Below are 25,633 nucleotides of genomic sequence, written 5' to 3'. Positions count from 1 at the left end.
CCTAGATCACGTAGTCCTTGTAAAAATGGTTAATGCTGTATCTAAATTCGTCCATAGCGTGGTTATATTCATCAACGGGATTGCCGTTATCATCACGAACGTACATGCCGATTTCTTTTACAAAGTTATAATGGCCGTATTCGTCATTCTCAACTAAGCAGAATTGACCGTTTGTAATTGCGTTTTGCGCACGTTCAATACCTACTTCAATGCCACCGCCTTGCTTCTTAGCATCTGTCGCATTGTTATCAGCTCGTGATGTATCTAAGCCTACAAGGTGTAATTCTTCCCTAAGTGACTTACAAGCAGGGTCAACGAATAGCTCTGTAAACTTCATTTCATATTTGTCTGTACACCATTTAATAAATTGCTTAATCTCTTTCGCATATGTGCTCATGGCCTTTGTCTGTCCTGTATCAGCGCCACTGTGATAATAATGAGCAACGCGGTTTAACCGAAACTTTTCATTGTAACGGGTTATGATATTACAACTAACGCTCGTCGCATCCGACTGCCCACCATCAGCTTCGAAAAACATCTCATAAGGCTTACCTATGAGCGTATTTTCGGTATGCTCTTCCATGTTGAACATGCTATAAATAACACCTTGAGGCATCACACGCTTACCGAACCAGTCACGATCCAACAAGTACGGGTTCTTTTTAAGTGTTTCATAGATCTCTTTTTTACGAGCCTCGCTAATGATTGGATTATCATGAATGGTCCAATGATTCCACCGCGTTGTTTGAACCTCGAATACTTCACCAATAACAGGGTCATGTGGAGCCGGCGGGTTTAAGTCAGCTATATGAAATCGGTCATGCGCTGCCATAGTTCGCCGAAAACACTCTTGAATGAAGCCCATGTTTAGTAAGTTAATCTCACCAAATGCTACAGAGCCGAGCGACATACCTGTAATTGCGCCGACACTGTTCGCTTTAGCCCCGCCTTTATAATAAATCCGCTTCACGCCTTGAGGTGTATGCACTTCTAAGTGATCGCCGTGCTCATCATGCTTGATTTTAGCTAGGTCACCAAAGATATGCATTAAGCCTGTTCCGTCACCATCTATAAATAGACGAAACGCTTGTTCTTGGTTGTAAGCTGTGACTAAATGATTTTCATCTTGTGATAGGGAATAATAGTAACCTAAACGAAAATGAACGCCCGTCGTTTTTCCCGATCTAGGCGTTCCCTCATGAACTTCTAACGTATGATCAAATGGATATCTAACCGCTTGTTTTTGTTTAGGTGACAGTTTAATCGTCTTGCACATCGTCTTTCACCACGTTTATTAGTTCATTTAATAGGCTTGTATCTTTCTTCTCGCCCTGGATAAGCTTCTTACGCTCGTCAATGAATTCTGTTTCTTTCTTCGTCTTCTCAATCGTTGCGGTCATCTTTTCAGCTTCTAGCCGTCTCTGATCGTCATAGTCTGCTAAATCATAAAATTGTTTTAACATACTTCTAAGCTCACCCATGGCTCGACTTTGAGAATTTAAAAAATTCGCCTGTTTATCCCAAGCGAATTGAATTTCATATTCTTCTTTTTCGACTTCCATACTTTCGCCAGCAACAGATTCTTTCTTCTTAACCTCTTTTGACATGTCGTCTTTATCTTCAACAAACATAATCTGCTGCGCTCGCATAATCGAAGCAAACTGCATTTTGATATTCATCCAAAGTATGTCAATCGGTTTTATATCATCCATACCCTGCACAATTTCTAAAGTTTCTTGAGGCAGATATTTCGAAAATAAGCCATGTGATTTAGCATTATCGTTTTTCTTTGGGGCGCCTGTTGATTTACCGCCATGCATTCTACAACGACCATTTGCCATAGCTCTGTTTTTGCAAGGATTACCGCCTCTTGTTTTTGAACCACAAAAGTTTGCATGGGGTTGTTTCGTCATTACATAAGCACCTACCTCCCTATTTTAACCAAATAAAAAAGCACCGCTAAGGGTGCTTAATCAAAATTATTCATTCTCTTGTACTTGAAACCATCTTACCTTATTCATGTTAAAATACCTTCCTGATTCTTCACATTTTACCCAAGTATTATTAACTACTTTACTCTCAGCGTTTGGCGGTGTGTTAGAAGTAATCGTTAGCACATCTGTTTGATTATCCTCATAAAAAAGTATTAATTGATAATTTTGTCTCATTATTTCACCTCCCCCTTAATTCCCAAGATTCGACAATTAAGAGGAAAATCCTGCATTAAACATAATAAATAGTCTCTAATGTAATGTTCTAATGTTTATAAACAAGTTGAATTCTATATTTGTCAGTATAATCTAAATCTTCTGCTTTTTCCCCATATCTTTGAGAAAGTTTATTTTCTTCATATAGTCTTTTTTTGTCCCTATTAATGCAATCAATATAAAATTTAAATGAGTTTTCACTATGTGCTTCTATTTTCTCAATATCAGGATAAATATACGTGTAAATTTCATCATTTTCTTCATTTTTAACCTGAAGTAGTAACGTTAACCCCGTATTAGTCATGTAAAACTTATGGTCAATATAATCGTGTAAAATATCTTCATCCTTTCCTGGCACAGTTGGTTGATTACTTAACTTAATTTTGTTTTCTCCTAATAAAAAATTTTCGAACCTAGGATCAAACTTACTTTCTTTCCATGAATTGTACTGAATTGGTTCTATACTCATGACTTTCACCTCCTAGATACCACCATTCGACAATTATGTAAAAATTCCTGCATAGAATTTAATTATCAAAAAAATGCCCAGCCAACGATTGTGCATCATTAAGGGAGAGTGAAAATCAACACATCGAGAGCTAGGCATGTTGCGTCGCGAATATTAATTTTTAACATACGCGTTAATTTATTTTAAACAGCATTTTTTTGGCTTTGCAAAAAGTGTATAATCTGGCTACTTTGGTCTAATGTGTGCAAAGTGTGCAAAATGGTATCTTTTTTATTGTAAAGCGTTCGACGTGCAATCCCTAAATGCATGCCAATGGCACGATAACTCATACCTTCCATCATGCAATCATAGATTGTTCTTAAAAAATCATCATCTAGTAATTCAATATCATGTTCGACAGCTGATGTCATTCGTTTAAATCGCATATAACGCTCATAGCGTTTTCTATCTTGGCGATCCATAGCATCTAATTCTGCCTGGCTTTTCCCAGGAGATCCATTAGGCATAACAGATGCTAAACCGTATTGCGATACGCCTTCATTTTTCTGATTAAACCCCCAAGCTCCCCAAAGCACTTGCTCTAACCGATCAACTTCACGAATCATCCAATGGTAATCACTAATCATATTTTCAATCGTTTTTAGATTCATATTGATCATCCTTTCGATCAAGCTCACCTGCTAAATATTTAAAATACTGACTCGGCTTCACTGGATTCAGCACACCCGATCGTTTCTCTTTTCGATAACTGCTCACTTTGTGCTTGATTGTGTATTTCATCTTTCGCAATATCTTCACTCCTTAATAAAAAAGAGGACACCAATCAAGCAGCTGCATGTTGCAACTTGCTTAATCAGTGTCCTCCAGTGGTCTGGTAGAACTATACTAAATATTGAAATGTTAAATGCTTTCCGTTAGAAATTTCACCTTTTTTTATCTGGATCAATGGTGTACGGTAAACAAAATCGTTGTGTTCTAAATCGAAGCCTCTGATCTCTATGAAGCCTTCAGTGTCAACTTCTTTTTCAATTTCAATTTGGATAAGTAAATTCTCGTATTTCTCTATAACTTCGCTATGACTTGATTTATGCTTAGTACGTTCCATTTGTGCATTAAAATAGTCTCGGATAATTACGCCATTCCCTCCCCAACTTATATTACTTATAGCAAAAAATGGATAACCTTCATTTACAATATCAAAAAAGTAATTATATGGAGAGTTTGAGTGATAACTTTTAATTTTAAAAAAAGGTCTATATTTTTTTATTTGTTCCTTTTTTTGCAGGTTATACTGCCTTACAGTAATAATAGTTACAATCATTGAACTTACAGCTGCGATAGCTGTAAAAACTGCAATAATCAATTGACTTAATTCTGCTCCATCCATAACTCTTCCCCCCTCATCAAACTTCACTCTTCCCTGTATGTGACTACTTTCATCTCATCACGAACGGGGAAAATCATGAATTCAACCTAATTGTTATAAAATATAACAATAAACCAAGTTTTTTAATATCTAATAATTAACAAGACACAAACTAAGCACTATAACGCTAAATCAGTGTCCTCCAGTTGGCTGGTACGAATTATTCTAATAAATCTTCCATAAATGTTTTAGTTTTTAAGATAATTAATAGAGTTATAGAAACCGAAATAATTAATAAAATAAATATAATTATTTCATAGTCAGAAGGTAAATAACTAGATAAAAGTAATAAGAAACTTATTAACAATAAATAAACAATCGATTTGAAATAATTTATAGTATCTTGTTTCTTGAAATCTGTTTTATCTATATCAAAGAAAGAAAATATCGCAATTAATAACGCAGCTAAACCGATTGAGAATGAAACATTAAAATTAACAATATCTCTAGTATAATTTTGCAATTCAGAACTATCGGTCAAAAAATTATCTCCAAATGAATGGAAAAATAACAGAATAACTGTGAAGACAACCAAAACTACAAAAATCTTTTTATAAATAAAATCGACAAAATTAACTATTAAATTAAATAAATGTTGAGACGCCCATGATATTATCTTATTTAATAAATCAATTGGTGCTATTAATATATCAAATATTGTTTGGATTGGTTTAAGGATCTTATTAGAGTTTTCTTCATAAAAATCATATATCTTTTTAAAAATATTTCTCAAAACTCTTCCCCCTCGTCAAACTTCACCCGTTTCACTTTCCCCTGATGAGTAATAACTTTTGTCTCACCATGAGTCGGTAGCTTAGTAATTTTGGCCTTCCCGTCTGAATATACAATACAGAAAGGCTCATCACCTTCTATGTTGACAGAAATTTGACGATTGTCCATATCTATTGGTAATTTTTTCACTCTCATCTGCCCCCTATACTGCGATTGCAAAAAGCAAATAAACTATTAACGCTAGTCCAATAATCGATAACGCATAAGCGCCTAGCATCAACCATGCCCAGTTAAATTTCATGTCTATCACTCCTTTAGAAAGGTAAATCATCATCCTGTAAATCTACTGGCTCGCCCGCTTCTTCCAACGACTGCTTAGAGCTTTCATTTTGGCTCTGTGTGCTTTGTTTTGATTGTTGAGGATTATTGACCTGATTTTGATTACTTTGCTTTGATTCAAGGAACTGTACACTCTCTGCAACCACTTCTGTTATGAATATACGCTTGCCTTCTTGATTGTCATAGCTGCGTGTCTGAATACGTCCATCAACGCCAACCATGCTACCTTTACTCATATAGCTTGCTAGATTTTCAGCGGGCTTGCGCCATATCACGCAATTAATAAAATCGGCTTCCTGTTCACCATCTTGTTTTTTGAACGGACGATTGACGGCTATTATAAAGTTGGCGACCGCCACGCCATTATTGGTATATCTTAGATCTGGATCTTTGGTAAGACGTCCAACTAATACTGATCGATTTAACATGCTTATAGCTCCTTTAATTCGTTTTATATCCGAAATTCCATATACTGATTTCTTAACATCTACCCCTGTGCTAAAATAACTTTGGAGGGATAAAATGACTTACTATCTATTTCTATTACTAATGGTCGGTGGTATCTTAGGTTTTTTCTTATACGGTCCTTTAGGTGCATTTCTTGGTTTAATCCTTGGTACACTCATAAATATTTCAACGGAGCTACGGGAACTTAACGTGAAATCTTTTAATAGAAAGGAGCCATAGAGTGGCTCCTTCTACCGCACAACCTGGTCGGTAAGTACGATTATTTCGTCATCCATCTACCGTTAGCTAAATCACTAATTGTATAATTTTTTACTGGCAGTACTGATATTTTTTGAGATGTTAAACACCCTTTTGGAAACCATATTTCGTCATAATCTCCATTACCTATATCTTTATAAAAGCCAACTGGTTTGTCCAAATTTATATCTAATGCTTCACGAAAAGATATCACTTGCATTTGGTTTTCACCCCTTCACATTTTGGTCGGTTTGTTCATTACACTTTTGTAACTGGGGCACACTTCTTTGGTCGAACATTGTATTCTACTGTTATAACCCTTTCGTATTCCAATTCAGAACCGCAAGAACCGCATTCCGTTTCACCTTCATCACTAAGCTCAGATTCGTCATGTTCCTTACTTCCGCAATAAGAGCAAGTGAAATCGTCATATTCTATTTCTTCACCATGTTCATTGAGTTCTACTGGCTCAACACACAATAAATCCTTTTCTCTGTTATACATACAATGTCTATACGCTTTTCCATCAATGACTATAAAACCACCAAATTCCAAATCCTTATTCATTTCGAGTTCATCAATGGTCTTAACTAACTCCATTTCCTCTTGCTTATCTCCATCAAGTAACTTAACATCCCAAATTCTCACTTCCATCTTTGCCACCCTTTCTCAGTCTTATTAGCATTAATCATCTAAACACACAGCAACCATGGCGTGATTAGAATATTGTCGCTTTTCAATTCGTCTCAAATTAGCTTGCGTCGATAACCATCTGACAGATTCAGGTTTGATATTTAAGACTTGAGCGCATTCTTTAGCCGTTCCTGATACGATAATGTCTTCACCTTTGTAAACAGTGTATTCCTTCGCCATTATTCAACCCTCCCAAGATCAAACAAACAGAATATAGTCAAACCGCTTCGGCTGACTAAAAAACGTCTCAACATCAACCAAATGTTCCCCTTCAGCATTGCGCCACTTCTCTTCTCGAACGTAAACTTTAGTCATGACGCTACCTCATTTTCATGAAGCTTATCTAAAACATCTCTCTGAAACGCTGTTGGTTTCTCACGACCGTCTAGATACCGTCCGATTTGAGCCAGCACGTAAGCATCTCGAATATTGTCTGATGGATTTCTAAATCCCCAGCGATCATTAATCGGCAAAATCATGTCCTCTTTTTTTGTGTTGCCTTTACCCGTCGCAAACTTCTTAAGTCCATTTGGCGTAACTTCCACGTAACGATCAATCACGTCTAAGTTGCTTAGTTCAACGAGTTTCGAACGTATCAGCCAACCGATACCGTATTGCGTTGAAACCGCAGCGCCTTTAGAGCCATATGAAAAGCCCTCGATAATGACTTTGTCGCCCTGTTCAATTTCCATAGCAACCAACTCAGCTAATTCACCAAAGCGCTCCGGATCTTGTTTTGATTTCGGTTTGATTTCTTTCATATCGAGCACTTCGCCCCGCTCGTCCATCACCACAAATCCTGTTTTTGTGCTTGGATCTAGACCGATGTATCGCATTTAGACAGCCCCTTTCATTCGTTGTTCTCGTTTGATGTATGCGTCCCACTTTTTGAATGTTTTCTCGATTGGTTCTTTCCGTAGCTGAACGCCTTCGCAATTTTCACAGTCACATCTTTGTAAATCATAGGCGCCTGGGAGCACTTCCACCCAGACAACGCCATTTCCGTTACACATCGTCATCATCCTTTCGTCTAAAGTCTTGACCTTCAAGCCGTATCGTTTTAGCACCGTCATACATACGTGATGTAATCCGACCACCATGAAAACCATATTTGTGCGCTAGTTGGCGCTCTGTATAGTTCGTTGTAATGATTTTGCTTTTGCCTTGTCGATCGTCGAGCACGTTATATAAAATTTCAGATGCCCAGGACTCCGCCCCATGTTGACTGTCTTTGATATATTCAGCGCCTATATCATCTAATATCAACAGATCCAAGCCTTGCAGCATGGCGTACAAATCATCATGCGTGTAGTTCGTCCAGTCGTTATAAGCTTCACGAAAGTAGTTTAATAGTTTTGGTGTTTCGATATAGAGCACTTTATAATTCTGACCACGTAGCGCTTTTGCGGTTGCATAAGCAACATGACTTTTGCCTAGTCCGGCTTGTCCACTAACAACAAGTGAATCGCCTTCTTTTGCACCGAAGTTTTTAACAAAATCAATCACCCATTCACGCAAGGCTTTTTGTGAGTCACTATCCGCTTGATACGATCGAATCGTAGCGCCTTCTAATTGATCTGGGTGGCTCATGAATCTATTGATAAAGCGGTGCTTTTTGATACTTGGCAAATCTTCTTGTTTGGGTAAGTCAAGCGACTCTTTTAACTTTTGATCTTCGCAAGGTTTGCAGGCTCCCAATATGCCTTTTGGTGTTTTGTAAACAGGATATATGTTCCCACAATTCGAGCATTCGCGTTCGCCTGCTTGTTCAATTGAACTCAAATGCTGATTAACCTTTTCCATGTCTTTCACTCCCCCCTTAAAATCCATCAAATTGTGGATCATAGTCAGGCATTCCGTTAGCCGTTTTAGGCTGTGATTGACGTTGTTGTTTATAAGACTCGAATTTTTCGTCATCACGCCTTACTGCGTCCATGTCTGTAATGCCTTTCCGATACCAGTCATTCATAATACCTGCAGCGTATTTTAGTCTTGCACCATTTTGTTGAGCACGATCCATGGCTTCGAGTACCAATTCACCACCTAGGTCATCAATATAGCTATCTAGCAGATCTTGATCTTTTGCACTTAGGTTTAAAAAATACTTTTGAGCTTGTTGGTATACGCGCGCGCTAGCTAGCTCATTATGTTTCGTTTCAGTTTCGTTTCGTTTCTGTTTAACTAATGCGCTACCATTGTGGCTATCACTGTGGTCACTACTTCCGATACTATTGTGGCTACTACTGCGGTCATTATTTGACGACAAATTAGAATTGATAATGTATATTGCTGATTGATTTCCTTTTCGAGACATAAAATCAATGTAGTTTTTCTGCTTTAATTCATTACGTGCTTTTTTGAAGGTCCCTTCTTTTAAACCGGATTTCATACATAATACTGATGCGGCTACCGTAAACTGTTCTTTCCATCCTGCCTTATTGTTTATGTGCATCAATGTGTGCCATAAAGCAATTCCGGATGATGAAAGTGGGTTTAGTTCGAGCTGATCATAAAATGCATTAATCTCCTTTAAATAATTCATTAATTACTCACCTTCTTTACGCTACATAAACTGGCTTTCCAGTTAAGGCTTGTACTTCTTCTTTAAAACGTTGTTCATCACTGTTGTTATCGCTAAGATGCAGCAAATAAATCGTTTGAACCTTAGATAGATCGTTAGCCTTTAAGAAGCCTTTCACGTTCTCTAAGCTAAAATGCGATCGAAGTAGACGCTTTTTCATCAACTTAGGCACGCGCTCAGTTGCTATATTGTCATTTAAAATATCTAGGCTGTAATTGCATTCGACTAAGACATGTGTGAGGCCCTTAAACTTGTATTTGATGTAATACGTGTCAGTCGCAAATAACAGCTTGTTACCGTCTTGATTGGCTAAAAGAAATCCTAATGGTTCTGATACGTCATGTTGTACATCAAACGGTAAAATGGTCCATGTTCCTACTGTGAAAGCTTGTTTGCTTTTGACTGTTTTAACTCTGTGATGGTTATGATTGATTGCTTCGGCTGTTCCTGGTGACATATAACAATCAATGCCTGCTTTCGTTACGTCTTTAAGTGCTGCACAGTGATCGTTGTGTTCATGTGTGATTAAGCACCCTGCTAAATCGCTCGTTTTAAAGCCTATGGCTCGCTGTATATCCTTAAATTTAACGCCACATTCCAAAAGTATAGGCGTACGCCCATCTGTAATAAGATAGGCGTTACCTTTACTACTTGAACCAACTACTTGAATATCAATCATGTTAAAAACCTGGTCCATCTGTGTCGGTTGCTTGCTCTTCTTGTTGATCAACAGCATCGTAAATAGCTTCATCTTCCGACTGGTCTTCTTGTTGATCATTTTGTGGCGCTTCATTATACTCAATATCAATGATCTCTGAATTGGCATTTTGTTCTAACTCTTGTTCTAGCTGCGCTTCCTCAACCGCTTCATCCGTTTGATTAAAGTGATTGATCACGAGGCTACCGTCATCACTAGAGTTAATGAATTTCTTACAAGCACGATTGATAACCGTTTTCTTAGCCATTTCCTGCTTAAAGTTATCGTGTGTTGAACCCTCTTTTTCCTTTTGTTGACCTTTGCCCCACATTTGCGATTGGCTCCAAGCTTGACGGATTTCGTCCATCGTCATGAGCTCTGTATAAACATCACCGTCACCTAAATCAATCATGCAATAAGCGCCGATGATGTTTTCTTTATTGATGTTGCCAAATTTTTGTTTGTGTTCGAGGTTCTGTACTCGACCATTCTTCATTTCGTAATCGACTTCATCACCTTCATAAATCACGTTAGCGTCAATGCTTTTGGCACCTGTTACGCGCTTAGTTACCGCCATTGTGCCGAAATATGAGCGTTGGAATGTCAGTGTCTTTCCGTAAGCAATAAAGTACCCTTGATTTTTAGATGGGTTAAGTCCTTGAACAACCATATTGAGCAATGCGTTAGCGACACTATCGCGTGAGCATGTTTCTAGAACAGGATTACCACTCTTATCTTTGACCTCTTGCATTTTTAGCCAAGCACTCTTCATAGCGTTCTCTGGGCTGTAGTTAGCAGGGAAATGAAGCTCCCCCTGCTCTTGGAATGTTTTGACCTTATCTGCTACGACGTCCACCGTATCTTTCTTAACTAATGCCAGTTGATTTTGATTACTCATTTAAAATTCCTCCTTTTATTAATCGCAGTAACTTCTATTGCAATGAGGGCATCCTGTTACCAATGAATTTGATGCCTCTTCAACAGTAATTCCAGTTGTAACCTCACGTTCATATTCTGTTCCTTTAGCCATAACCTTTTGCTTAGCTTCGTAGATATTTGAACCACAATTCCAACAACGTCCCGATTGGGGTGCAAAGTGCGGAGCATTGTTTTCATTACAATAATGTTTTTGTGCATTACTCGCTTCAACCACATCAAATTTAGACATCAAACTGCCTCCTTTTGGTTTTGTTCAGGTTTCTCTACTCGTAACGCTTTATCTTGTTCAGAAACGACCAAGCTAATCGTTTGAGCGTTCGTATCAATTAACTCTGTAACAGCCTCTGCATTATCAACAAAAATTGGTGCATTAAAGCCGTAGTGTTTAGATAACGTGTTGATAATATCTAAACCAACATTGATTCGTGCTGCGTTATTCAAACCGCTTGAATACGGAACACCCTCAAATAACGTTTCGCACGTTTCTTCTAAACCACCGTTGATATTCTCTTTAAATAGCTTGAAGCGTGCGTATTTGAACTTGTCGTTGATCTTGCCTTCCAGTAAGTTCACTTTTGTGCGAATGAACTCTTCTGCTAGATATAACTCTTCTTCAAGCTGCTCAAATTCAGCTGCTAAATCCTTCTCTTGTTGTTCCAATTCAGCTATGCGTTTTTGGCTTGTTTCAGCTTGCTCTAATTTACTTAGATCAGCTTGCAGCCCCTTTTGTTTTTCTTTTAAGTCTTGGATGTTGGTTTCATTCTCTTGAATTGATGCCTCGATAGATGATTGGTAATCAGCAATCTTAGCTTCAATATCTTGTCGCTCTTTCATCTTCTCTTGATACGCTTCCGTTTCCGTCACATCTACAACTTGATTTTCAAGTTCACTAATCTTGTCGTCACACTTTTTGATGAGCTTATCAATCTCAGTTATTTGCTCTTTGTACTTTTTAATCTCAGTCTCATGGTTCTCAATTTCAACTTTCAGATTGTCATTCTTTTGTTTCAGCGCTATGCCATCGCTTTGAATGCGTTCAAGTTTTCTAGCTTTAAGTTTGTTGAATTCTTCCTCAGCCTTTTGTCGAGACGCTTCCACTTGTTCTTCAGGTAGCTCTTGGCCACAGGTTGGGCACTCGCATTCTTCATCATGTTCGAACTGATCTTGATTGACCTCGTGATAATTATTTCTCAACTGTTCCATCTCAGCTTCGTTGTCACTGATGACTTTCTTTTTACGCCCAATTTCTTGCTCCACCGTATCGATTTTGGATTGAATAATGGACTTATTAGATTCTTGTTCTTGCTTCGAGATCTTCGTCTTATTTAATTCGGCTTGTCCTTGCTGCTCGTATTCGTTTTTAAGATTGGAGACCTCTAAATCAATGTCGCTTAGTTTCTTTTTCAAATTGTTAATATCCGACCCGTTTCGAATGTCATTGATTTTCGACTGGTATTGATCAATCTCTTGTTGGTAGCTGTCCAATGATTGTTGAATGCCTTCTTTTGTTAATCCGTCTACATCAGGTAAATTGCGGTTAATTTCGTCAATTCGAACGGGAATACGTTCTAACTCTTCATTGATCTCTTTACGCTTAGATGCGATCACTTTCTTATGATCATCGACTGAACGATTGTCTAAGATGTCTTTGAGCTTTTCTAAGTCTTGGTTAGATGAGTAGACCTCTTCATCCGATACGTCCCCAGCAACTTCTAATAAAGTGTTACGACGATCTTTCCAGTGAAGTTGTTCATTAAAGTAACTTGGCGACGTTAAAAGTTTAAACACATCTTCATCGATAATCTCAGCGACCTTGTCGGTAAACTCTTTCTTTTTGCTAGGCACACCATCAATAAAATAGTCGGTTGTATGACCTGAAAACTCTTTGTTAACGGAACCGCGTTTTTTAGTCCACTTCTCTTTATAGACTTTCTTGAGTGTTAACTCTTGATTGTTAATTAAGAAGATTGCCTCAACCTCATGATCTAAATTGTGTATTTCTTGGCCTTGATCATCGACTTGCTTAATTTGAAAGTCTTTCTTGTTGTTGCTGTCTTTATCGAACAGTAGCCATTGAAAACCATCTGCGATTGTTGTCTTACCAGTTGCATTGTCACCATATACTTTCACATTTTGCCCTTCTGCGTTGAGCTCAAATTCTTTCACACCTTTGAAATTAGTTAACTTCAAATTCAGTAGTTTAATATCCATGCTTTTCCTCCTTGCTCCCGTCACGTCAAAAAGTTATAATAGACGTGATAGAAGTTTTTGTTTCCCCATGTTGGGTAATATGAATGTTTTTACGAAATGACCGCTCCCTTAAGCGGTTATTTTTTTGGCCAAAAAATCATTTGTGCATTGATGCCATCTGCTTGCATTTGATCTGCTACATTTTGCAAATGTTTCATGTAGTTAAATTCGTGCTTTAACTTACGAGCACGCCTCATAGATTTGATTAGATCTTCGTTGAGTTCTAATGCGTTATCGTAATTCCGATGGTCAAGTTCGATATCTAATCGACTAAACAGATAATCTATGAAGCTTTCCTCTTTTTTGATTTCAGCTTCTAATTCTTGCTCTCGATCCATTAAGCTACCTCCGCTTCAATTAAGTGTTGTTCAACCTTGCGATAGAATTTTAATTCACGATTGTTCTTAGGGTCCTGGAGATCATAAGCCTTCCGAAAGTCCTCTAGCAGACTATCTAATCACTTAATCTTAAATGGACTGTTCACTGCTTCCTGTAATCGTTTCCCCCATTTCGTTAAATCACCTAAACTCATTTGAATGCCTCCTTTATTTAATGTACTGGCGTGACTTAAGACGGTTGTTGACCTCGTCCCAAAGCTCCATCCAGTCAAATCGATAGTCCTTACACATAATCGCGATTTCTTGTTTGATAAATGTCATAGCCTCAGCTGACTCAACTAGTAAATCTCGTATTTCGCTTCTTTCGTATTCAGCAATCGTGTTCGGGTTCTTAGCAACGTTAACGTCATCTATTTTGTCTAGAGCTTCTTGAACCTCACGCTTAGTTTGTAGCAATACCGACGCTCGATGATCATCAAACGCTGCACCATCTAACCAAGGCGTGCCCCAACCTGTGTATTCATAAGCTGCTTCCATAGCAACCCTTGGATCGTTGTATTCTTCAGTGAAGTATTTGGTTAAATGCGGTTGCACTCTAAACTCTTCATTTTCTTGCTTCGTGACGGACTCTCTCGATTGGTAAGTGTCTAATGACAGTTGTAATTGAGTCTGTCCTTTCGCTTTCCTTGCTTCACGTAATCGTTTTGAAGTACGTCCTCTACCCTGTGTCATAAATTTTCCTCTCCCTTATACCTTTTTTTGATTTGATTGATTGATAAGATGAAACTAGATCACGGATTTGAAGTCTTGGTTGGTAAAATGTTTTCGGCTCCACTCTGTGTTGAAAGAGATCCATTCCATGAGTTCTTTTGTTGGCACTCTTGGATGACCAAAGTCGCGTATGACTGGAAAATCCTCACGATGAAACAGTTCGTTACATTTGGTGTTGCTAATCCCAACCAGTTCCATGAACTCTTTCCGCGTTAGCAACGGTGGCAATTGTTCCTTCAAAGCGTGCTTTTCAATTGCTTTGTTGACGGATGATTCGATGATTTGTTCAATGGATTGTTCAAGTTCGTTTGTGTCGATCGAGAGCATGTTATTCACCTCCTTTAAAGGATTATCCTCACTTCCTGTCGAATGGTAATTACAGGAAGGGGGTGTACATTATGGTGCGAAAGCCTGTTTCATCTAGCAGAATGCGAAGCGTGGGTTGGTCAGACAACACTCTTGAAGTGGAATTTCACGATGGAGCCGTTTACCATTACCACGGAGTGACTGAATCTGAATATCACGAATTTATGAATTCCAGTTCATTAGGTTCTGCTCTATCAAAACTAGATAAGATTCATCCTTATAATCGCGTCTAGCTTTTTTCGACTTCTGTTGTAGGGACACTCTCTTCAACAGAAGTCACTTTTACATCTGCATCTGTAATTTCAATGGATACATAAGGGTTAGCTGAATGTCTTAACCAGTTTGAAATTGCCCTTGCATGCTCGATTACGTCTTTGTTCATTCTTTGGTCCATTTAACACACCTCCTGTTCTTTTTGGTTTCTGGACATTTCGTCCAAGTTTTGATTAAAAAAAAGATCATCGACTGTTTGATCTAATACATCGGCAATTTTTTTCGCTAAATCAATCCCTGGTGTTCTTTTACCTTGCTCTATCTTGTAGTAATAAGATGCTGATATTCCAATAGCATTAGCTAACTTGTCAACATCCTTATAACCTTGCTTGATTCGTGTGTTCCTTAAGTTGATGCGCATGTTCACACCTCCTAACCTTTGGACGTTTTGTCCTGTTAGTTAATACTATAATGGACAAAATGTCCAAAGTCAATACTTTTCTACCCATTTTGTCCAAAAATATTTTAGGAGTTGGACAAATAGTGTAAAATCAGCCTTAATGGAGGCATGAAAATGAATAAATTTAGTCACAGACTAAAAAAATTAAGAGAAAAAGAAAAAATGTCTAGAGAAATTTTAGCTAACAAAGTCGGTGTATCTTATTCAACTATCGCTAAATATGAGAGTGGTGTTAGAGAACCCGATTTTTCGACGTTAGAGAAATTGTCTAGTGTTTTAGACGTCACTGTCGATTACCTTTTAGGAAAAACTGATAAAGAGCAGGGTAATGACTTTGATCCCATAGCAGAACACAATCGTTTGCTAGAGAAATATGGCATTGAGGATTCGGGTTTCTTTGATATTGAGAAGTGGAAAGAAATGGGTCCAGAAGAGATGAAACAACTAGAGAGTTACTTTCAATTTATATATGAGCAGTCTCAGAAAAAGAATGATGAAGATTAAAGCTTTACAATTTTTGAATTCATTTCTATAAATATCATTCTTGTAGGAGGATTTTATGTCTGAAGGACAGAACATAATTACTTGTAACAAATGTGGAAGCAATAAAGTTGATAGGTTACCTCTAGCATTAACTTTCTTAGTGATAGGTGCTTGTATAGTTTGGATTCCTGTATTAGGTTGGTTTTTAGCCCCTATTCTTTTTTTAATTGCTTTGATAATTCCGATCATGTTCTACAAAAAGGTGTTCATGAAATGCAAAGATTGTAAGCACATTTTTGATGTAAAGAAAGATGTTTACAAAGAATATAAAGAGTTTTTGCAAGATAGTTAATATGACTTTCGTATATATGGATGAAGAGCTCATTTTACTGGATTAGATGAAACAGAAAACTTCATATTGAAGATTAGATCCAAGATTTCGCACTATTTTAGTGCGTTTTTATTTAAAATTTATTTGCAAATTATGTTGTTTATTGGTGATTTTGTTATTTGACACAAACTTATAGAAGATTATCAATAGTTAAACAACATAATATTTCACATTATTAGGAGGCAAAATTTGAAACCAACATACTCATTTCCGCTTCTTCGCAACATAGAAGTAAAAGATCTTTCTGAATTACTGAAACCTAGAATAGAAAAGTTCCCAAGTAAATTCAGGAAAACTATTGCAGATAGTGGTTGGAAGAGAATTAACATAATATTATCTGACGAAATTAAAAATGGATTTGATGATACAGATTTAGAGCAACAATTGTTTGAAAAAATTGTTTACGAATTACCTGATACAATACATTTACTTAACTTAAGTTCAGATGTTAATGCTCAAGAATTTTATGACAGCTTTATAAGTGCTTCAGTACGTGATAGAAAAATCTCAAATCCAGTACGATCTGATGAAAAGTTAATTTCAGTAAGAAAAGAAGAAGATCAGGTTATTTTTTTGTTCAATCTAGGGATAACACTTTTAGGTGATAATCGGGACCAAAAAGCAAATTTATATGTACCAGTTATATTTGATTTCAACAATCACAAATGTTTGATACGATTAAGGCGCCGACAAGTTTCCCGTTCCCAACTCAAAACGAAAGAAATAATTGATGAAGTATCCAGTTATATACATCAATTTACTAACATAGCTATTAATAGATTTAATGAATCAAAGTTACATAGAGATGTAATGTATAATTTATTTAATGATGAAGCTAATCGGGCCGAAGATATTATAAGAAATTATATGGATGACTTTTCTGAGGATCAATTAATAGAAAAGATTAATCATTTTTTAACAAATGATTTAAGTTTATCAGAACCAAATGAATACATAGAACGTATTACATCAATTTATTATCAAGATTTATTTAACAATATTGATGAATCACGATTCAATGAGGGATATATTTATGGATTTTCTTTTTTTGATCGAAGAAATAATAGATCCTCTACTAAAAACAAAAGACAAAAACCTATTTATGCTTCCAAAATTTATTGGAACTTAAAAGATTTAATTCATCAACATAGGGAATTAACTGAATTGTCATTATATTGGAAATTTGATAAAGACGATTTCACATCTTCTCCGGAAGGGGATGATTTTCATTTTGTCGAAGTAAATTTGAGAGAAATTCATAATACACTAGAACTAAGGTTCTACCGAACTTTTAGCGAGTTTAGGAGGTCACAAGAACAATATGTTTTATACAAAATTATGCAGTATCTATGATGAAAAAGACATTTTGAAAAGAGAATTCCCTTTCGATGAATTCCACCCACTACTCAGAAAATTTTTAATGGACGAGCTCAAACTAAACGCAGATCACTTCAGCCCATATAGATTCGCATCATATTTCGGTATTGACTTAAAACAGTCTATAAAATTCTTTTTAGCACTGTCTGATAACCAGGGATTATTTAATAAAATCTATAAGTATCAATGTTCAAATTGCGAAGAGTTAAATATCATCACTGACGAAGAAGACCTTAAAAACTTTATATGTCATGAATGTTTAGAACCCGAGAGTTTAGAAAACCAAAATTTTTTAGACGAAGTAAAGATTATTTTCGAATTAAATGAAGAAGAAAATGAGTTGAAAAATAGTTTAAAGGCTCATCCCTTCTTTGATAAACACACATCTAATCGGAATAAATCAAAGGAGGGAGACGTAAATCTATATTTTGACCATTTATCTTTAGGGCAAACACTAGAAGAAAATGAACAAAAAGATAGTGAAGGTAATGTATACCCAATTAATAGTGACTTGGCAGAATTAGAACGAGAAGTTATTAAACCTCTAACTAAAGGACTCAGAAAAGATGCCTAGATATTTTAAATTTATTGTTGCCTGTATATTCATGTTAGGTAACATAGCAGCTTCTTTGATTTTTTATATTTCAATTTTTGTGAGTATTTTTAATGATACACCGATTATTGATGAAGATAACATAAATTTTGTATCTTTAATAGTAAAATCTTCCTTATTTCTGATTGGTAGTTTATTAACAGGTTTTATTGCCATATATGTTCATTTTTTACAGATTTCTAAGGAAGACTTGCATTTTAAGAAAGATCAAGAGCTCTTAATTGAAAAAGTTCAAAATGAACATAAATCTAATATTAAGGTTATAAGACCAATTTATGATTCGTTGAAAGAGCTAAATTATAATGATGCTTTTGCGCTTCTTAATAAAGATGATAGCCAATTAAGAGAATTACTATATGTTTACAACCAAAAATTAGATGTCAATCTGCTCAACCATTTTGAACCAAAAATATATGGTAGTTATAGCAACGCTTATTTAGCTAACTGGAATTCTATGAGAAAAATTAAATTATATCTGTCTTCGTTATTAGACCTCCGTACTGAAGAAGCTACGAAAGCAATGTTTGAAGGTCTATATAATGAATTAGGAGAATTATTAAAAGAAGATGAATAGTCTTCTTTTTTTTATTGATTAACAGAACAAATGTTCGTATAATGTCGTTAAGGGAGAGTGAAAATAATGGTAAATTATCAAACGACTGCACTTGAAGATTTTGTATCGAACATATATCTACGCCACAAGATCATGAGACCTCAAGATTTGAACATCGACCGTATCGGTCACATTTTTTACATCCATACCCACCGCAAGCCTATGCCCCCTCGCTATGACGTCATTGTTCGATATCGTGGGATTATCATTGATTCGAGAGAACCCGAGTCAATTCAACGTGAACAATTTTTTCATGAACTATGCCATATTCTAAGACATGCCGGTCATCAATCATTAATGCCTAAAGCATTTAGAGAGCTTCAAGAACAAGACGCTCAAGCTTTTGCGATGTACGCAGCATTACCGTATCACATGATTAAGAACTATGATTTTAGCGACCCTTTTATTATCGGTATATTAGCCGAAGCCTTCTGCATCAGGCATTCATTAGTTTATGATCGACTTAATCAGATCTATCGTAACCAGAAGTCTACCCTTTTGACTGCCGAAAATAGATTAAGCTACCGATGAGGAGGTGTGTGAAATGAGATATGAAAAAGTAACGTTGCCATCAGGTAATATTCGTTGGGAAGGCTATGCCGAAGGGCCACCGAACCCTGTTAATGGGAAACGTCAGCAAATCAGACGACGTGGCCAAACGAAGCGTGAAGTGAAACAGAAAATTGAGAAAGCCTTAAACACGATCAAAATGGATGACATTGATGTTCAAAGAGCGAAGAACATAACCTTTCAGGAAGTGGCTAGCGAATGGTTTGCTGTTTACCAACAATCAGGTAATAAAGAAACCTCTATTCGATTACGTCGACATGAGATTGATGTATTAAATAATAAGTTTGGACAAGCTAAAATCGAAAAAATCGACTTTCGTTTATATCAAAAGGTTTTGTATGAATTGCATCAAATATACGCAGAAAGTTCATTAAGAAGTATTCATGCGTGCGCTAATATGATTTTTAAGTACGCTCGAAAAGCTCGATTAATAAAAGATAATCCTGGTGACGATATTGAATTACCTAAAAAACAAAAAACTGTTGACGAAATTAAGAGTGACAACATTGACCAAAAGTATTTGGAATCACATGAGCTAAACGAATTCCTAGACGTTGTTTCAAAACATGGTCGCCCGTTAGATCGTGAGTGCTTTTTTCTTTTGGCTTTCACTGGTATGCGACCAGGAGAAATGTGTGCTTTAAAACGACCGGACTTAGATTTCGAAAAGAATTTAATTGATATATCCAAAACGATTTTTAGCCCTAACAATAATATGCGTGAATTTGAACTGACACCACCTAAAACCAAAGGGTCAGTACGTGTTATTGAAGTGGAACAAGATCTTATGGATATGTTGGCTAACGTGATCAATGAAAACAAAAAGCAAAAGTTAAAATACCGAACAGAGTTTGATGATTATCTCGATGATGACTTTGTCTTTTGCCGCACAAATGGTTATCCATTTTCGCCCAATCATCTGTGGCATCGAATGCGACGCATCATGGGCATGACGTCAATTCAAAAACGTGCCACACCTCACATTTTCCGACATACACACATAAGTATGCTGACGCAAGAAGGTGACGAGCTCCCTAATATTATGGAGCGTGTTGGTCATGATAGTCCGGATACAACCTTGAAAGTCTACACGCATGTTACAAACAAGATGAAGAAAGAATCGTCTGCTAAAGTTAAATCGTTGTATCAAAAAACGCTGCAAAAAATCAATTCCTAATCATTATGTGATATTTACGTGATATTTTGGCTTTTTAAACAAATCAAACCCCTTGTAAACATTGATTACAAGGGGTTTTAGTATGTTCTTTCATTTTATAAATATAATAAATTAAAATTAGGATTCATACAAATACCAACGATTATCATCGAAGTGACAATCCGTGCAAAATGTGGTATTATAATTGAATTAGAAATGAAGCAAACGCGGAATAATGAGGTGAGAAAATGAAACAGCATCTAATATGTATAGATTTAGATGGAACATTGTTAAATAATGATAAAATCATTTCAGGTAGAACAATGAAAACAATTGAAGCTGCACGAAAAGCTGGGCATATTGTTGCTATTGCGACAGGGCGACCTTATCGTGTTAGCCGCCAATTTTATCAACAACTTGGCTTAGATACACCGATTGTTAATATGAACGGGGCACTTGTTCACCATCCACAACAACCCAATTGGGATCATCTACATTCACCATTACCTAAAGATGTCGCTTACGATATTGTCGATACTTGTTACGACGTTGGAGTGCAAAATATATTAGCGGAAATTTTGGATCAAGTGTATATTGAATTTAAAAACGACCATGATATCACGAAATTTTTCCAAGCTGGCACAGAATCTCCTGCTATTTTTGGTAATATGAAACTGAACTTAGCTTCTGATCCTTCATCAGTTCTAATTCATCCATACGACGACCGTATCGATGCAATTCGTAATACGTTGACTGAGCGTCACGCTTCAATCGTTGACCATCGCAAATGGGGCGCGCCATTCCATGTCATTGAAGTTATTCGTTCAGACTTGCATAAAGCCGTGGGTGTACAAAAAATCGCCAAAGAGTATGATATTCCTCAGGAACGAATCATTGCGTTCGGTGATGAGGACAATGATTTTGAAATGATCGATTATGCAGGAATTGGCGTGGCAATGGATAATGGAATTGATGAACTTAAATCAATGGCCAATGAAATTACACATACCAATCACGATGACGGTGTTGCCCGCTTTTTAGAAATGTATTTAGGTTTACCACAGACAGTCTTATCTAAATAATTCTCAATTGACTATCCTTAATTTAGGATGGTCAATTTTTATTTTGTCCATCTCTCCCTCCTTTTCCAACTTTATATCAACATAAACAAGCCTTATCCCTCCACACTATAAATGAGCACTTAATCAGGTGTTCCACTACGACGACTTGGCCAACCGTCAATTAACTGAGGAGGTTTCTTCCATGCGCGAAAAAAAGCCACATCCGGGTCGCAAAGTCAATCCACAGGCGAAAAAAGGTCGACGTGCTTTTTCCGACCAAGATCGAAAACGTAAAGAACAAAATACGTTTAACCGAGGAGGATTTTAATGGCAAATTTAATGAACCAAGCCCGTCATGCGATGGAAAACTTAACAAACAAACGAAAGCAACATCAATCATTCGAGGCTAGTGACCAAGATATTCAAGCCGTTCAACAATGTATTCAATCAGCTTATGAACAATGTTCACCAGAAGAAGAACAAGAATTAAAACAACTCGAACAAGAATTGAATCAGTATCAGCAGTAATCCCTTACCGAAAGCGTGATTAACACGCTTTCGGTATTTTTTATGGAATAAAATCTGATAAGAAAGAGGTTCATTATTATCATGATTTGGGCAACTTTACACACCGAAACTTATACAATTTTCGACTGATGTCATACTCTTTGTAAAGATTTCGTAAAATTGTATCAAATTCTTAAAATTGTGTTGTACTAATGTCACATATTATTTATAATTAAGTTGATTTCAATATTAATACGTTTAAGGGGGCATTATTTTGAAAAAGTTACTTGGATTGATGGCTTTAGCAGTAGTAGCATTTTTAGCGGCATGTGGAAGTGACGGAGATGAAGGTAACCCTGACACACTGGTTATGGGCTTCGTTCCATCACAAGACTCTGAAACAATTGCCGACACAGTTGAACCGTTAGCAGAAGAATTAGGTAACATTTTGGACAAAGAAGTGGAACCTCGCACGATGACTAGTTACAACGGAGTAATTGAAGGGATGGGTTCTGGCCAAGTACATATCGGCTTAATCCCAGCATTCGGCTACGTGATGGCCCATCAAGATTATGATGTTGAAGTTATTTTGAAATCGGTAAGACACGGATCGGAAACCTACAAAGCACAATACCTCGTACAAGAAGATTCCGACATTGAATCACTCGATGATTTAGAAGGCAAATCATGGGTTTATGGTGATGCCGCGTCTACATCTGGCTTCTTATTCCCTGCTTCTCAACTTATGGACAAATACGACTTAGAATCCCAAGCAGAATTAACAAGTGAATTCTTCAGTGAAGCAAACGCAGTTGGTGCACATGACACAGCCGCTTTAGAAGTTTATGAAGGAGGAGCTGATGTCGCCACTACTTTCGATGATGTTCGCGATAATTTAGAAGAAGACTATCCTGATATTAAAGATAAAACACGTGTGATTGGCTATACGGAAGAAATTCCAAACGATACAGTATCCGTTATCTCAGAACTAGATGATGAACTTGTCAGTGACATTCGTGAAGCGTTCTTATCATTTAACGAAGATGAAGAAATGCTTCAAGTCATGAATGACGTCTATACATGGGATGCGATCGTCGAAGCTGAGCACGAAGATTATAAGGTTGTAGAAGAAACGTACGAACGTTTCCAAGATAGTATCAGCCTTGAATAATAAAACCTTGTAACGAAAAGGGAGGGTCTACCTCCCTTTTACGTTACTATTTAACAATTTCAATCTATTTATACATATTTTTGGTTGACATGAGGTGAAAAGACATGATCGAATTCAATGATGTATCTCTCGTCTACCCTAATGGACATCAGGGCCTTAAAGACGTCAATGTAACAATTGAGGATGGTGAATTTGTCGTGATCGTCGGCTTATCCGGCGCAGGCAAATCAACTTTCATAAGAAGTATTAACCGTCTTGTTACACCAACAGCAGGCGAATTAAAAGTTGGTGGTGACAATATTTTAAATTATAAAAGTAAAGGTTTACGCGACTTGCGAACGAAAGTCGGCATGATTTTTCAAAGTTATAACTTAGTTAAACGTAATAGCGTCTTTCGTAACGTCTTAGCTGGACGGCTCGGCCATACTGGAACGGTTCGATCTGTGTTCAACTTTTTCAGTAAAGAGGACAAAGCACTCGCTTATGAAAGTCTTAAACGCGTCAATATCGATGAAAAAATTTATAGTCGTGCCGATCAATTATCGGGTGGGCAGCAACAACGGGTTAGTATAGCGCGTGTCTTAACACAGAAACCTGATTATATATTAGCAGACGAGCCAGTCGCTTCTCTTGACCCACCCACTTCACATCAAGTGATGAAATACTTACGTAGAATTAATAAAGAAGATAATATTACAACCATTGTAAATCTACACTTCATTGATATGGCGATGGAGTATGCCGACCGCATTATCGGCATGAGATCAGGTGAAGTTGTATTTGACGGACCTGTTTCCGAGGTGTCTGAAGCAACATTTGAAGAAATATATGGTCGTTCAATCCGTGAAGATGATTTACGCGGAGGTGCAGAAGATGGCGAACAACATCAATAAACCTGGCTTAAATGATGACCATTACGCCCCTCTTTTATCACCTTGGCGGGCTAAAGCAAAGCTATCGCTCGTCTTCTTTATTATTCTGTTTTTCTTATGGTACAGTTCTCGTACCACTGGTGTAGATTTCGGCGATCTCATTATGGGCTTTACGAATATGGGACAAATTATCGACAAATTGTTCCCAATCAATATGGACGTATTAGCACCAGCATTTGATCGTCTGATTGAAACCATTCATATGGCGATTATTGCATCAACATTCTCAACCATTATTGTCATTCCTGTAAGTTTGCTAGCAGCCAATAATATTACTCATAATTGGTTCGTTTACAATGCAACTCGTTTAATAATGAATATTTTACGTACAATACCTGACGTTGTTTTAGCAGTTATTTTCGTCGGTATTTTTGGAACAGGACCAATCGGTGGTATTGTAGCCTTGTTTATATTCTCACTTGGTATTTTAGCCAAATTAATTAGTGAAACTGTCGAAGCCATTGATATGCAACCGATCGAAGCCATGCGTGCATCTGGCGCAAACACGATACAATCTATTTCATTTGGTGTTATGCCTCAAGTTGCACCACAATTCACGTCCTTTGCGCTATACGTGTTTGAAATTAATATTCGAGCATCAGTTGTAATCGGACTCGTTGGCGCGGGTGGTATCGGACAATTATTAATGAGTCAGTTTAGCTTCAATAATTACGGTGCTGTGATGACAATTATCTTAGTTATTTTCATAGTAGTTGTCATAATCGAATATATCAGCACGAAGATTAGGGAGGCGATTATCTAATGGCATACGAACAACCTCCAAAAAAGCAAATACCAACTCAGAAAAAAATTAAACGCCTTTCAATTGCACTAGCAGTATTTGCCTTATACATTTGGACATTTATATCAATCGATATTGAATGGAAGGAAGCGTTTAATCGCTTCGCCTCTAACTATAATGTTGTTGTACCACAATTATTTTCACCGAACTGGGCACGTGCTGGTGAAGTAATTGAGAAAATGATTGAAACGGTATTTATCGCCTATGTTGGATCATTAGCGGCTGCTATTTTAGCTGTACCACTCGGCTTTTTATCAGCCATTAATATGACAAACAGTCGGGTTTTATCAACCATAGGAAAATGGATTTTAAGCGCTGTTCGTGCGTTTCCAGAAATCATTTTAGCCATTATGTTCGTTGTGGTCGTTGGACCGAATCCATTCGCAGGTATCTTGGCGATTGCGATCGGGTCTACAGGTATGCTTGGTAAACTATACGCCGAAATACTTGAGTCAATTGATATGAACGTCGTAGAAGCCATGCAAGCAAACGGCGCGAATAAAATTCAAATTATGTTTCATGGGATTATTCCACAAGTAATTCCAGAATTTTTATCTTATGCTATTTACCGCTTTGAAATCGACGTCCGTGCCTCCACCATTCTCGGTTACGTCGGAGCTGGTGGTATTGGAACCATGATATTCTTCGCTTACAGTAACCGTAATTGGAGCGATATGGGGATGATTTTACTCGTCATTATCGTTGTCGTTACACTTATTGATTATGGTAGTACGTACATTCGAAAACGCCTCGTCTAATTTTCACGAAACG

Annotated in this window: 41 protein-coding genes; 15 read left to right on the top strand and 26 right to left on the bottom strand. The window is 37.0% G+C overall.

Annotated features, from left to right (window positions below; translation table 11 throughout):
* Position 1: 1 nt before the first annotated feature.
* The 24 genes from ACKXGF_RS05085 to ACKXGF_RS04970 all read right to left on the bottom strand — a co-directional run bounded on the left by ACKXGF_RS05085 (position 2) and on the right by ACKXGF_RS04970 (position 14,474).
* Positions 2-1,276: a PBSX family phage terminase large subunit gene (locus ACKXGF_RS05085; RefSeq protein ID WP_411955138.1), complete on the bottom strand. Its 1,275-nt coding sequence runs from the start codon at positions 1,274-1,276 to the stop codon at positions 2-4.
* Positions 1,260-1,913 carry a phage terminase small subunit gene (gene terS / locus ACKXGF_RS05080; RefSeq protein ID WP_411955137.1) on the bottom strand — a complete coding sequence of 218 codons (654 nt, stop codon included), beginning with the start codon at positions 1,911-1,913 and terminating at the stop codon, positions 1,260-1,262. The genes ACKXGF_RS05085 and terS overlap by 17 nt, the downstream gene beginning before the upstream one ends.
* Positions 1,914-1,979: 66 nt before the next feature.
* Positions 1,980-2,168 (bottom strand): hypothetical protein, encoded by a 189-nt coding sequence (locus tag ACKXGF_RS05075; protein ID WP_411955136.1) that lies wholly within the window; start codon positions 2,166-2,168, stop codon positions 1,980-1,982.
* An 88-nt stretch (positions 2,169-2,256) separates the two neighbouring features.
* Positions 2,257-2,676: a hypothetical protein gene (locus ACKXGF_RS05070; protein WP_411955135.1), complete on the bottom strand. Its 420-nt coding sequence runs from the start codon at positions 2,674-2,676 to the stop codon at positions 2,257-2,259.
* 182 nt (positions 2,677-2,858) lie between these two features.
* A complete protein-coding gene (locus ACKXGF_RS05065) occupies positions 2,859-3,326 on the bottom strand; it encodes a sigma-70 family RNA polymerase sigma factor (protein ID WP_411955134.1) in 468 nt (155 codons plus the stop codon).
* On the bottom strand, positions 3,307-3,465 hold the full coding sequence (locus ACKXGF_RS05060) for a hypothetical protein (RefSeq protein WP_411955133.1): 159 nt from the start codon (positions 3,463-3,465) through the stop codon (positions 3,307-3,309). Before ACKXGF_RS05060 ends, ACKXGF_RS05065 begins: the two co-directional genes overlap by 20 nt.
* A 91-nt stretch (positions 3,466-3,556) precedes the next feature.
* Positions 3,557-4,063 carry a hypothetical protein gene (locus ACKXGF_RS05055; protein WP_411955132.1) on the bottom strand — a complete coding sequence of 169 codons (507 nt, stop codon included), beginning with the start codon at positions 4,061-4,063 and terminating at the stop codon, positions 3,557-3,559.
* A gap of 199 nt (positions 4,064-4,262) precedes the next feature.
* Entirely contained in the window at positions 4,263-4,835 is a 573-nt protein-coding gene (locus tag ACKXGF_RS05050) for a hypothetical protein (RefSeq protein WP_411955131.1), read from the bottom strand.
* Positions 4,832-5,029 (bottom strand): XtrA/YqaO family protein, encoded by a 198-nt coding sequence (locus ACKXGF_RS05045; protein ID WP_167263173.1) that lies wholly within the window; start codon positions 5,027-5,029, stop codon positions 4,832-4,834. Before ACKXGF_RS05045 ends, ACKXGF_RS05050 begins: the two co-directional genes overlap by 4 nt.
* 119 nt (positions 5,030-5,148) lie before the next feature.
* Entirely contained in the window at positions 5,149-5,601 is a 453-nt protein-coding gene (ssb, locus tag ACKXGF_RS05040) for a single-stranded DNA-binding protein (RefSeq protein ID WP_411955130.1), read from the bottom strand.
* Between the two features lie 299 nt (positions 5,602-5,900).
* Positions 5,901-6,098: a hypothetical protein gene (locus ACKXGF_RS05035; RefSeq protein ID WP_411955129.1), complete on the bottom strand. Its 198-nt coding sequence runs from the start codon at positions 6,096-6,098 to the stop codon at positions 5,901-5,903.
* 38 nt (positions 6,099-6,136) lie between these two features.
* Entirely contained in the window at positions 6,137-6,532 is a 396-nt protein-coding gene (locus tag ACKXGF_RS05030) for a hypothetical protein (RefSeq protein WP_411955128.1), read from the bottom strand.
* A 30-nt stretch (positions 6,533-6,562) separates the two neighbouring features.
* Entirely contained in the window at positions 6,563-6,751 is a 189-nt protein-coding gene (locus ACKXGF_RS05025) for a hypothetical protein (protein ID WP_411955127.1), read from the bottom strand.
* A 131-nt stretch (positions 6,752-6,882) separates the two neighbouring features.
* A complete protein-coding gene (locus ACKXGF_RS05020; RefSeq protein WP_411955126.1) occupies positions 6,883-7,407 on the bottom strand; it encodes a hypothetical protein in 525 nt (174 codons plus the stop codon).
* A complete protein-coding gene (locus tag ACKXGF_RS05015) occupies positions 7,408-7,584 on the bottom strand; it encodes a hypothetical protein (protein WP_411955125.1) in 177 nt (58 codons plus the stop codon).
* Entirely contained in the window at positions 7,577-8,374 is a 798-nt protein-coding gene (locus ACKXGF_RS05010) for an ATP-binding protein (protein WP_411955124.1), read from the bottom strand. Before ACKXGF_RS05010 ends, ACKXGF_RS05015 begins: the two co-directional genes overlap by 8 nt.
* 16 nt (positions 8,375-8,390) lie before the next feature.
* Positions 8,391-9,113, bottom strand: a complete 723-nt coding sequence (locus ACKXGF_RS05005) for a DnaD domain-containing protein (protein WP_411955123.1) — start codon at positions 9,111-9,113, stop codon at positions 8,391-8,393.
* Between the two features lie 16 nt (positions 9,114-9,129).
* Positions 9,130-9,831, bottom strand: coding sequence for an MBL fold metallo-hydrolase (locus ACKXGF_RS05000; RefSeq protein ID WP_411955122.1), 702 nt, complete (start codon positions 9,829-9,831; stop codon positions 9,130-9,132).
* A 1-nt stretch (position 9,832) separates the two neighbouring features.
* On the bottom strand, positions 9,833-10,747 hold the full coding sequence (locus ACKXGF_RS04995; protein WP_411955121.1) for a recombinase RecT: 915 nt from the start codon (positions 10,745-10,747) through the stop codon (positions 9,833-9,835).
* 18 nt (positions 10,748-10,765) lie between these two features.
* The gene (locus tag ACKXGF_RS04990) at positions 10,766-11,017 is read right to left on the bottom strand and encodes a hypothetical protein (RefSeq protein WP_411955120.1); all 252 of its coding nucleotides are present in this window, start codon (positions 11,015-11,017) and stop codon (positions 10,766-10,768) included.
* On the bottom strand, positions 11,017-12,999 hold the full coding sequence (locus ACKXGF_RS04985; RefSeq protein ID WP_411955119.1) for a hypothetical protein: 1,983 nt from the start codon (positions 12,997-12,999) through the stop codon (positions 11,017-11,019). Before ACKXGF_RS04985 ends, ACKXGF_RS04990 begins: the two co-directional genes overlap by 1 nt.
* Before the next feature lie 116 nt (positions 13,000-13,115).
* Positions 13,116-13,376 (bottom strand): hypothetical protein, encoded by a 261-nt coding sequence (locus ACKXGF_RS04980; RefSeq protein WP_411955118.1) that lies wholly within the window; start codon positions 13,374-13,376, stop codon positions 13,116-13,118.
* 207 nt (positions 13,377-13,583) lie between these two features.
* A complete protein-coding gene (locus tag ACKXGF_RS04975; protein ID WP_411955117.1) occupies positions 13,584-14,108 on the bottom strand; it encodes an XRE family transcriptional regulator in 525 nt (174 codons plus the stop codon).
* Positions 14,109-14,162: 54 nt separating this feature from the next.
* Positions 14,163-14,474, bottom strand: coding sequence for a DNA-binding protein (locus tag ACKXGF_RS04970; RefSeq protein WP_411955116.1), 312 nt, complete (start codon positions 14,472-14,474; stop codon positions 14,163-14,165).
* Positions 14,475-14,545: 71 nt separating this feature from the next.
* On the opposite strand from ACKXGF_RS04970, the gene ACKXGF_RS04965 reads away from it, so the two are divergent.
* The gene (locus ACKXGF_RS04965) at positions 14,546-14,746 is read left to right on the top strand and encodes a KTSC domain-containing protein (RefSeq protein WP_411955115.1); all 201 of its coding nucleotides are present in this window, start codon (positions 14,546-14,548) and stop codon (positions 14,744-14,746) included.
* On the opposite strand, the gene ACKXGF_RS04960 is transcribed toward ACKXGF_RS04965, so the two are convergent.
* Together ACKXGF_RS04960 and ACKXGF_RS04955 are read right to left on the bottom strand one after the other, a co-directional pair.
* Positions 14,743-14,907: a hypothetical protein gene (locus ACKXGF_RS04960; RefSeq protein ID WP_411955114.1), complete on the bottom strand. Its 165-nt coding sequence runs from the start codon at positions 14,905-14,907 to the stop codon at positions 14,743-14,745. The genes ACKXGF_RS04965 and ACKXGF_RS04960 overlap by 4 nt on opposite strands.
* Positions 14,908-15,147 (bottom strand): helix-turn-helix transcriptional regulator, encoded by a 240-nt coding sequence (locus ACKXGF_RS04955; RefSeq protein ID WP_411955113.1) that lies wholly within the window; start codon positions 15,145-15,147, stop codon positions 14,908-14,910.
* Positions 15,148-15,300: 153 nt separating this feature from the next.
* Between ACKXGF_RS04955 and ACKXGF_RS04950 the strand changes: the two genes are divergently transcribed.
* From ACKXGF_RS04950 to phnE (ACKXGF_RS04885), 14 genes are all read left to right on the top strand, one after another.
* Positions 15,301-15,690 (top strand): helix-turn-helix domain-containing protein, encoded by a 390-nt coding sequence (locus tag ACKXGF_RS04950; RefSeq protein ID WP_411955112.1) that lies wholly within the window; start codon positions 15,301-15,303, stop codon positions 15,688-15,690.
* Between the two features lie 55 nt (positions 15,691-15,745).
* Positions 15,746-16,021 (top strand): hypothetical protein, encoded by a 276-nt coding sequence (locus ACKXGF_RS04945; RefSeq protein WP_411955111.1) that lies wholly within the window; start codon positions 15,746-15,748, stop codon positions 16,019-16,021.
* A 228-nt stretch (positions 16,022-16,249) separates the two neighbouring features.
* A complete protein-coding gene (locus tag ACKXGF_RS04940; RefSeq protein ID WP_411955110.1) occupies positions 16,250-17,413 on the top strand; it encodes a hypothetical protein in 1,164 nt (387 codons plus the stop codon).
* Positions 17,382-18,011, top strand: coding sequence for a hypothetical protein (locus ACKXGF_RS04935; protein ID WP_411955109.1), 630 nt, complete (start codon positions 17,382-17,384; stop codon positions 18,009-18,011). Before ACKXGF_RS04940 ends, ACKXGF_RS04935 begins: the two co-directional genes overlap by 32 nt.
* Complete coding sequence (locus ACKXGF_RS04930; RefSeq protein WP_411955108.1) at positions 18,004-18,624, top strand: hypothetical protein; 621 nt, start codon at positions 18,004-18,006, stop codon at positions 18,622-18,624. Before ACKXGF_RS04935 ends, ACKXGF_RS04930 begins: the two co-directional genes overlap by 8 nt.
* A 66-nt stretch (positions 18,625-18,690) precedes the next feature.
* Entirely contained in the window at positions 18,691-19,194 is a 504-nt protein-coding gene (locus ACKXGF_RS04925) for an ImmA/IrrE family metallo-endopeptidase (protein WP_411955107.1), read from the top strand.
* A gap of 13 nt (positions 19,195-19,207) precedes the next feature.
* Entirely contained in the window at positions 19,208-20,410 is a 1,203-nt protein-coding gene (locus ACKXGF_RS04920; RefSeq protein ID WP_411955106.1) for a tyrosine-type recombinase/integrase, read from the top strand.
* Positions 20,411-20,637: 227 nt separating this feature from the next.
* Complete coding sequence (locus ACKXGF_RS04915; protein ID WP_411955105.1) at positions 20,638-21,471, top strand: Cof-type HAD-IIB family hydrolase; 834 nt, start codon at positions 20,638-20,640, stop codon at positions 21,469-21,471.
* A gap of 181 nt (positions 21,472-21,652) precedes the next feature.
* A complete protein-coding gene (locus ACKXGF_RS04910; protein WP_279588360.1) occupies positions 21,653-21,778 on the top strand; it encodes a hypothetical protein in 126 nt (41 codons plus the stop codon).
* Positions 21,778-21,978, top strand: a complete 201-nt coding sequence (locus ACKXGF_RS04905) for a DUF3813 family protein (RefSeq protein WP_167263123.1) — start codon at positions 21,778-21,780, stop codon at positions 21,976-21,978. The genes ACKXGF_RS04910 and ACKXGF_RS04905 overlap by 1 nt, the downstream gene beginning before the upstream one ends.
* A gap of 253 nt (positions 21,979-22,231) precedes the next feature.
* Positions 22,232-23,128 (top strand): phosphate/phosphite/phosphonate ABC transporter substrate-binding protein, encoded by an 897-nt coding sequence (locus tag ACKXGF_RS04900; protein WP_411955104.1) that lies wholly within the window; start codon positions 22,232-22,234, stop codon positions 23,126-23,128.
* A 104-nt stretch (positions 23,129-23,232) separates the two neighbouring features.
* The gene (gene phnC, locus ACKXGF_RS04895) at positions 23,233-24,021 is read left to right on the top strand and encodes a phosphonate ABC transporter ATP-binding protein (RefSeq protein WP_306977481.1); all 789 of its coding nucleotides are present in this window, start codon (positions 23,233-23,235) and stop codon (positions 24,019-24,021) included.
* A complete protein-coding gene (phnE, locus tag ACKXGF_RS04890; RefSeq protein WP_411955103.1) occupies positions 24,002-24,823 on the top strand; it encodes a phosphonate ABC transporter, permease protein PhnE in 822 nt (273 codons plus the stop codon). Before phnC ends, phnE (ACKXGF_RS04890) begins: the two co-directional genes overlap by 20 nt.
* Positions 24,823-25,620 (top strand): phosphonate ABC transporter, permease protein PhnE, encoded by a 798-nt coding sequence (phnE, locus tag ACKXGF_RS04885; RefSeq protein ID WP_411955102.1) that lies wholly within the window; start codon positions 24,823-24,825, stop codon positions 25,618-25,620. Before phnE (ACKXGF_RS04890) ends, phnE (ACKXGF_RS04885) begins: the two co-directional genes overlap by 1 nt.
* Positions 25,621-25,633: the final 13 nt, after the last annotated feature.

This window comes from Alkalibacillus sp. S2W, from assembly GCF_046764385.1.
Classification (GTDB): domain Bacteria; phylum Bacillota; class Bacilli; order Bacillales; family Alkalibacillaceae; genus Alkalibacillus; species Alkalibacillus almallahensis.
The sequence above is the reverse complement of the archived record's forward strand: the minus strand, read 5'-3'. Positions and strand labels throughout refer to the sequence as shown.

Coding starts and splice junctions, on each gene's coding strand:
- phnE (WP_411955102.1), top strand. CDS start 24,823: ATGGCATACGAACAACCTCCAAAAAAGCAAATACCAACTCAGAAAAAA.
- ACKXGF_RS04960 (WP_411955114.1), bottom strand. CDS start 14,907: ATGGACCAAAGAATGAACAAAGACGTAATCGAGCATGCAAGGGCAATT.
- ACKXGF_RS05000 (WP_411955122.1), bottom strand. CDS start 9,831: ATGATTGATATTCAAGTAGTTGGTTCAAGTAGTAAAGGTAACGCCTAT.
- ACKXGF_RS05010 (WP_411955124.1), bottom strand. CDS start 8,374: ATGGAAAAGGTTAATCAGCATTTGAGTTCAATTGAACAAGCAGGCGAA.
- ACKXGF_RS04995 (WP_411955121.1), bottom strand. CDS start 10,747: ATGAGTAATCAAAATCAACTGGCATTAGTTAAGAAAGATACGGTGGAC.
- ACKXGF_RS04970 (WP_411955116.1), bottom strand. CDS start 14,474: ATGCTCTCGATCGACACAAACGAACTTGAACAATCCATTGAACAAATC.
- ACKXGF_RS04980 (WP_411955118.1), bottom strand. CDS start 13,376: ATGGATCGAGAGCAAGAATTAGAAGCTGAAATCAAAAAAGAGGAAAGC.
- ACKXGF_RS04935 (WP_411955109.1), top strand. CDS start 17,382: ATGTTTTATACAAAATTATGCAGTATCTATGATGAAAAAGACATTTTG.
- ACKXGF_RS05055 (WP_411955132.1), bottom strand. CDS start 4,063: ATGGATGGAGCAGAATTAAGTCAATTGATTATTGCAGTTTTTACAGCT.
- ACKXGF_RS04915 (WP_411955105.1), top strand. CDS start 20,638: ATGAAACAGCATCTAATATGTATAGATTTAGATGGAACATTGTTAAAT.
- ACKXGF_RS05030 (WP_411955128.1), bottom strand. CDS start 6,532: ATGGAAGTGAGAATTTGGGATGTTAAGTTACTTGATGGAGATAAGCAA.
- terS (WP_411955137.1), bottom strand. CDS start 1,913: ATGACGAAACAACCCCATGCAAACTTTTGTGGTTCAAAAACAAGAGGC.
- ACKXGF_RS05070 (WP_411955135.1), bottom strand. CDS start 2,676: ATGAGTATAGAACCAATTCAGTACAATTCATGGAAAGAAAGTAAGTTT.
- ACKXGF_RS04920 (WP_411955106.1), top strand. CDS start 19,208: ATGAGATATGAAAAAGTAACGTTGCCATCAGGTAATATTCGTTGGGAA.
- ACKXGF_RS05045 (WP_167263173.1), bottom strand. CDS start 5,029: ATGAGAGTGAAAAAATTACCAATAGATATGGACAATCGTCAAATTTCT.
- ACKXGF_RS04985 (WP_411955119.1), bottom strand. CDS start 12,999: ATGGATATTAAACTACTGAATTTGAAGTTAACTAATTTCAAAGGTGTG.
- ACKXGF_RS05065 (WP_411955134.1), bottom strand. CDS start 3,326: ATGAATCTAAAAACGATTGAAAATATGATTAGTGATTACCATTGGATG.
- ACKXGF_RS05085 (WP_411955138.1), bottom strand. CDS start 1,276: ATGTGCAAGACGATTAAACTGTCACCTAAACAAAAACAAGCGGTTAGA.
- ACKXGF_RS05025 (WP_411955127.1), bottom strand. CDS start 6,751: ATGGCGAAGGAATACACTGTTTACAAAGGTGAAGACATTATCGTATCA.
- ACKXGF_RS04925 (WP_411955107.1), top strand. CDS start 18,691: ATGGTAAATTATCAAACGACTGCACTTGAAGATTTTGTATCGAACATA.
- ACKXGF_RS04930 (WP_411955108.1), top strand. CDS start 18,004: ATGCCTAGATATTTTAAATTTATTGTTGCCTGTATATTCATGTTAGGT.
- ACKXGF_RS04955 (WP_411955113.1), bottom strand. CDS start 15,147: ATGCGCATCAACTTAAGGAACACACGAATCAAGCAAGGTTATAAGGAT.
- ACKXGF_RS05015 (WP_411955125.1), bottom strand. CDS start 7,584: ATGTGTAACGGAAATGGCGTTGTCTGGGTGGAAGTGCTCCCAGGCGCC.
- phnC (WP_306977481.1), top strand. CDS start 23,233: ATGATCGAATTCAATGATGTATCTCTCGTCTACCCTAATGGACATCAG.
- ssb (WP_411955130.1), bottom strand. CDS start 5,601: ATGTTAAATCGATCAGTATTAGTTGGACGTCTTACCAAAGATCCAGAT.
- ACKXGF_RS04990 (WP_411955120.1), bottom strand. CDS start 11,017: ATGTCTAAATTTGATGTGGTTGAAGCGAGTAATGCACAAAAACATTAT.
- ACKXGF_RS05075 (WP_411955136.1), bottom strand. CDS start 2,168: ATGAGACAAAATTATCAATTAATACTTTTTTATGAGGATAATCAAACA.
- phnE (WP_411955103.1), top strand. CDS start 24,002: ATGGCGAACAACATCAATAAACCTGGCTTAAATGATGACCATTACGCC.
- ACKXGF_RS05005 (WP_411955123.1), bottom strand. CDS start 9,113: ATGAATTATTTAAAGGAGATTAATGCATTTTATGATCAGCTCGAACTA.
- ACKXGF_RS04910 (WP_279588360.1), top strand. CDS start 21,653: ATGCGCGAAAAAAAGCCACATCCGGGTCGCAAAGTCAATCCACAGGCG.
- ACKXGF_RS04975 (WP_411955117.1), bottom strand. CDS start 14,108: ATGACACAGGGTAGAGGACGTACTTCAAAACGATTACGTGAAGCAAGG.
- ACKXGF_RS05020 (WP_411955126.1), bottom strand. CDS start 7,407: ATGCGATACATCGGTCTAGATCCAAGCACAAAAACAGGATTTGTGGTG.
- ACKXGF_RS04965 (WP_411955115.1), top strand. CDS start 14,546: ATGGTGCGAAAGCCTGTTTCATCTAGCAGAATGCGAAGCGTGGGTTGG.
- ACKXGF_RS04905 (WP_167263123.1), top strand. CDS start 21,778: ATGGCAAATTTAATGAACCAAGCCCGTCATGCGATGGAAAACTTAACA.
- ACKXGF_RS04945 (WP_411955111.1), top strand. CDS start 15,746: ATGTCTGAAGGACAGAACATAATTACTTGTAACAAATGTGGAAGCAAT.
- ACKXGF_RS05035 (WP_411955129.1), bottom strand. CDS start 6,098: ATGCAAGTGATATCTTTTCGTGAAGCATTAGATATAAATTTGGACAAA.
- ACKXGF_RS04950 (WP_411955112.1), top strand. CDS start 15,301: ATGAATAAATTTAGTCACAGACTAAAAAAATTAAGAGAAAAAGAAAAA.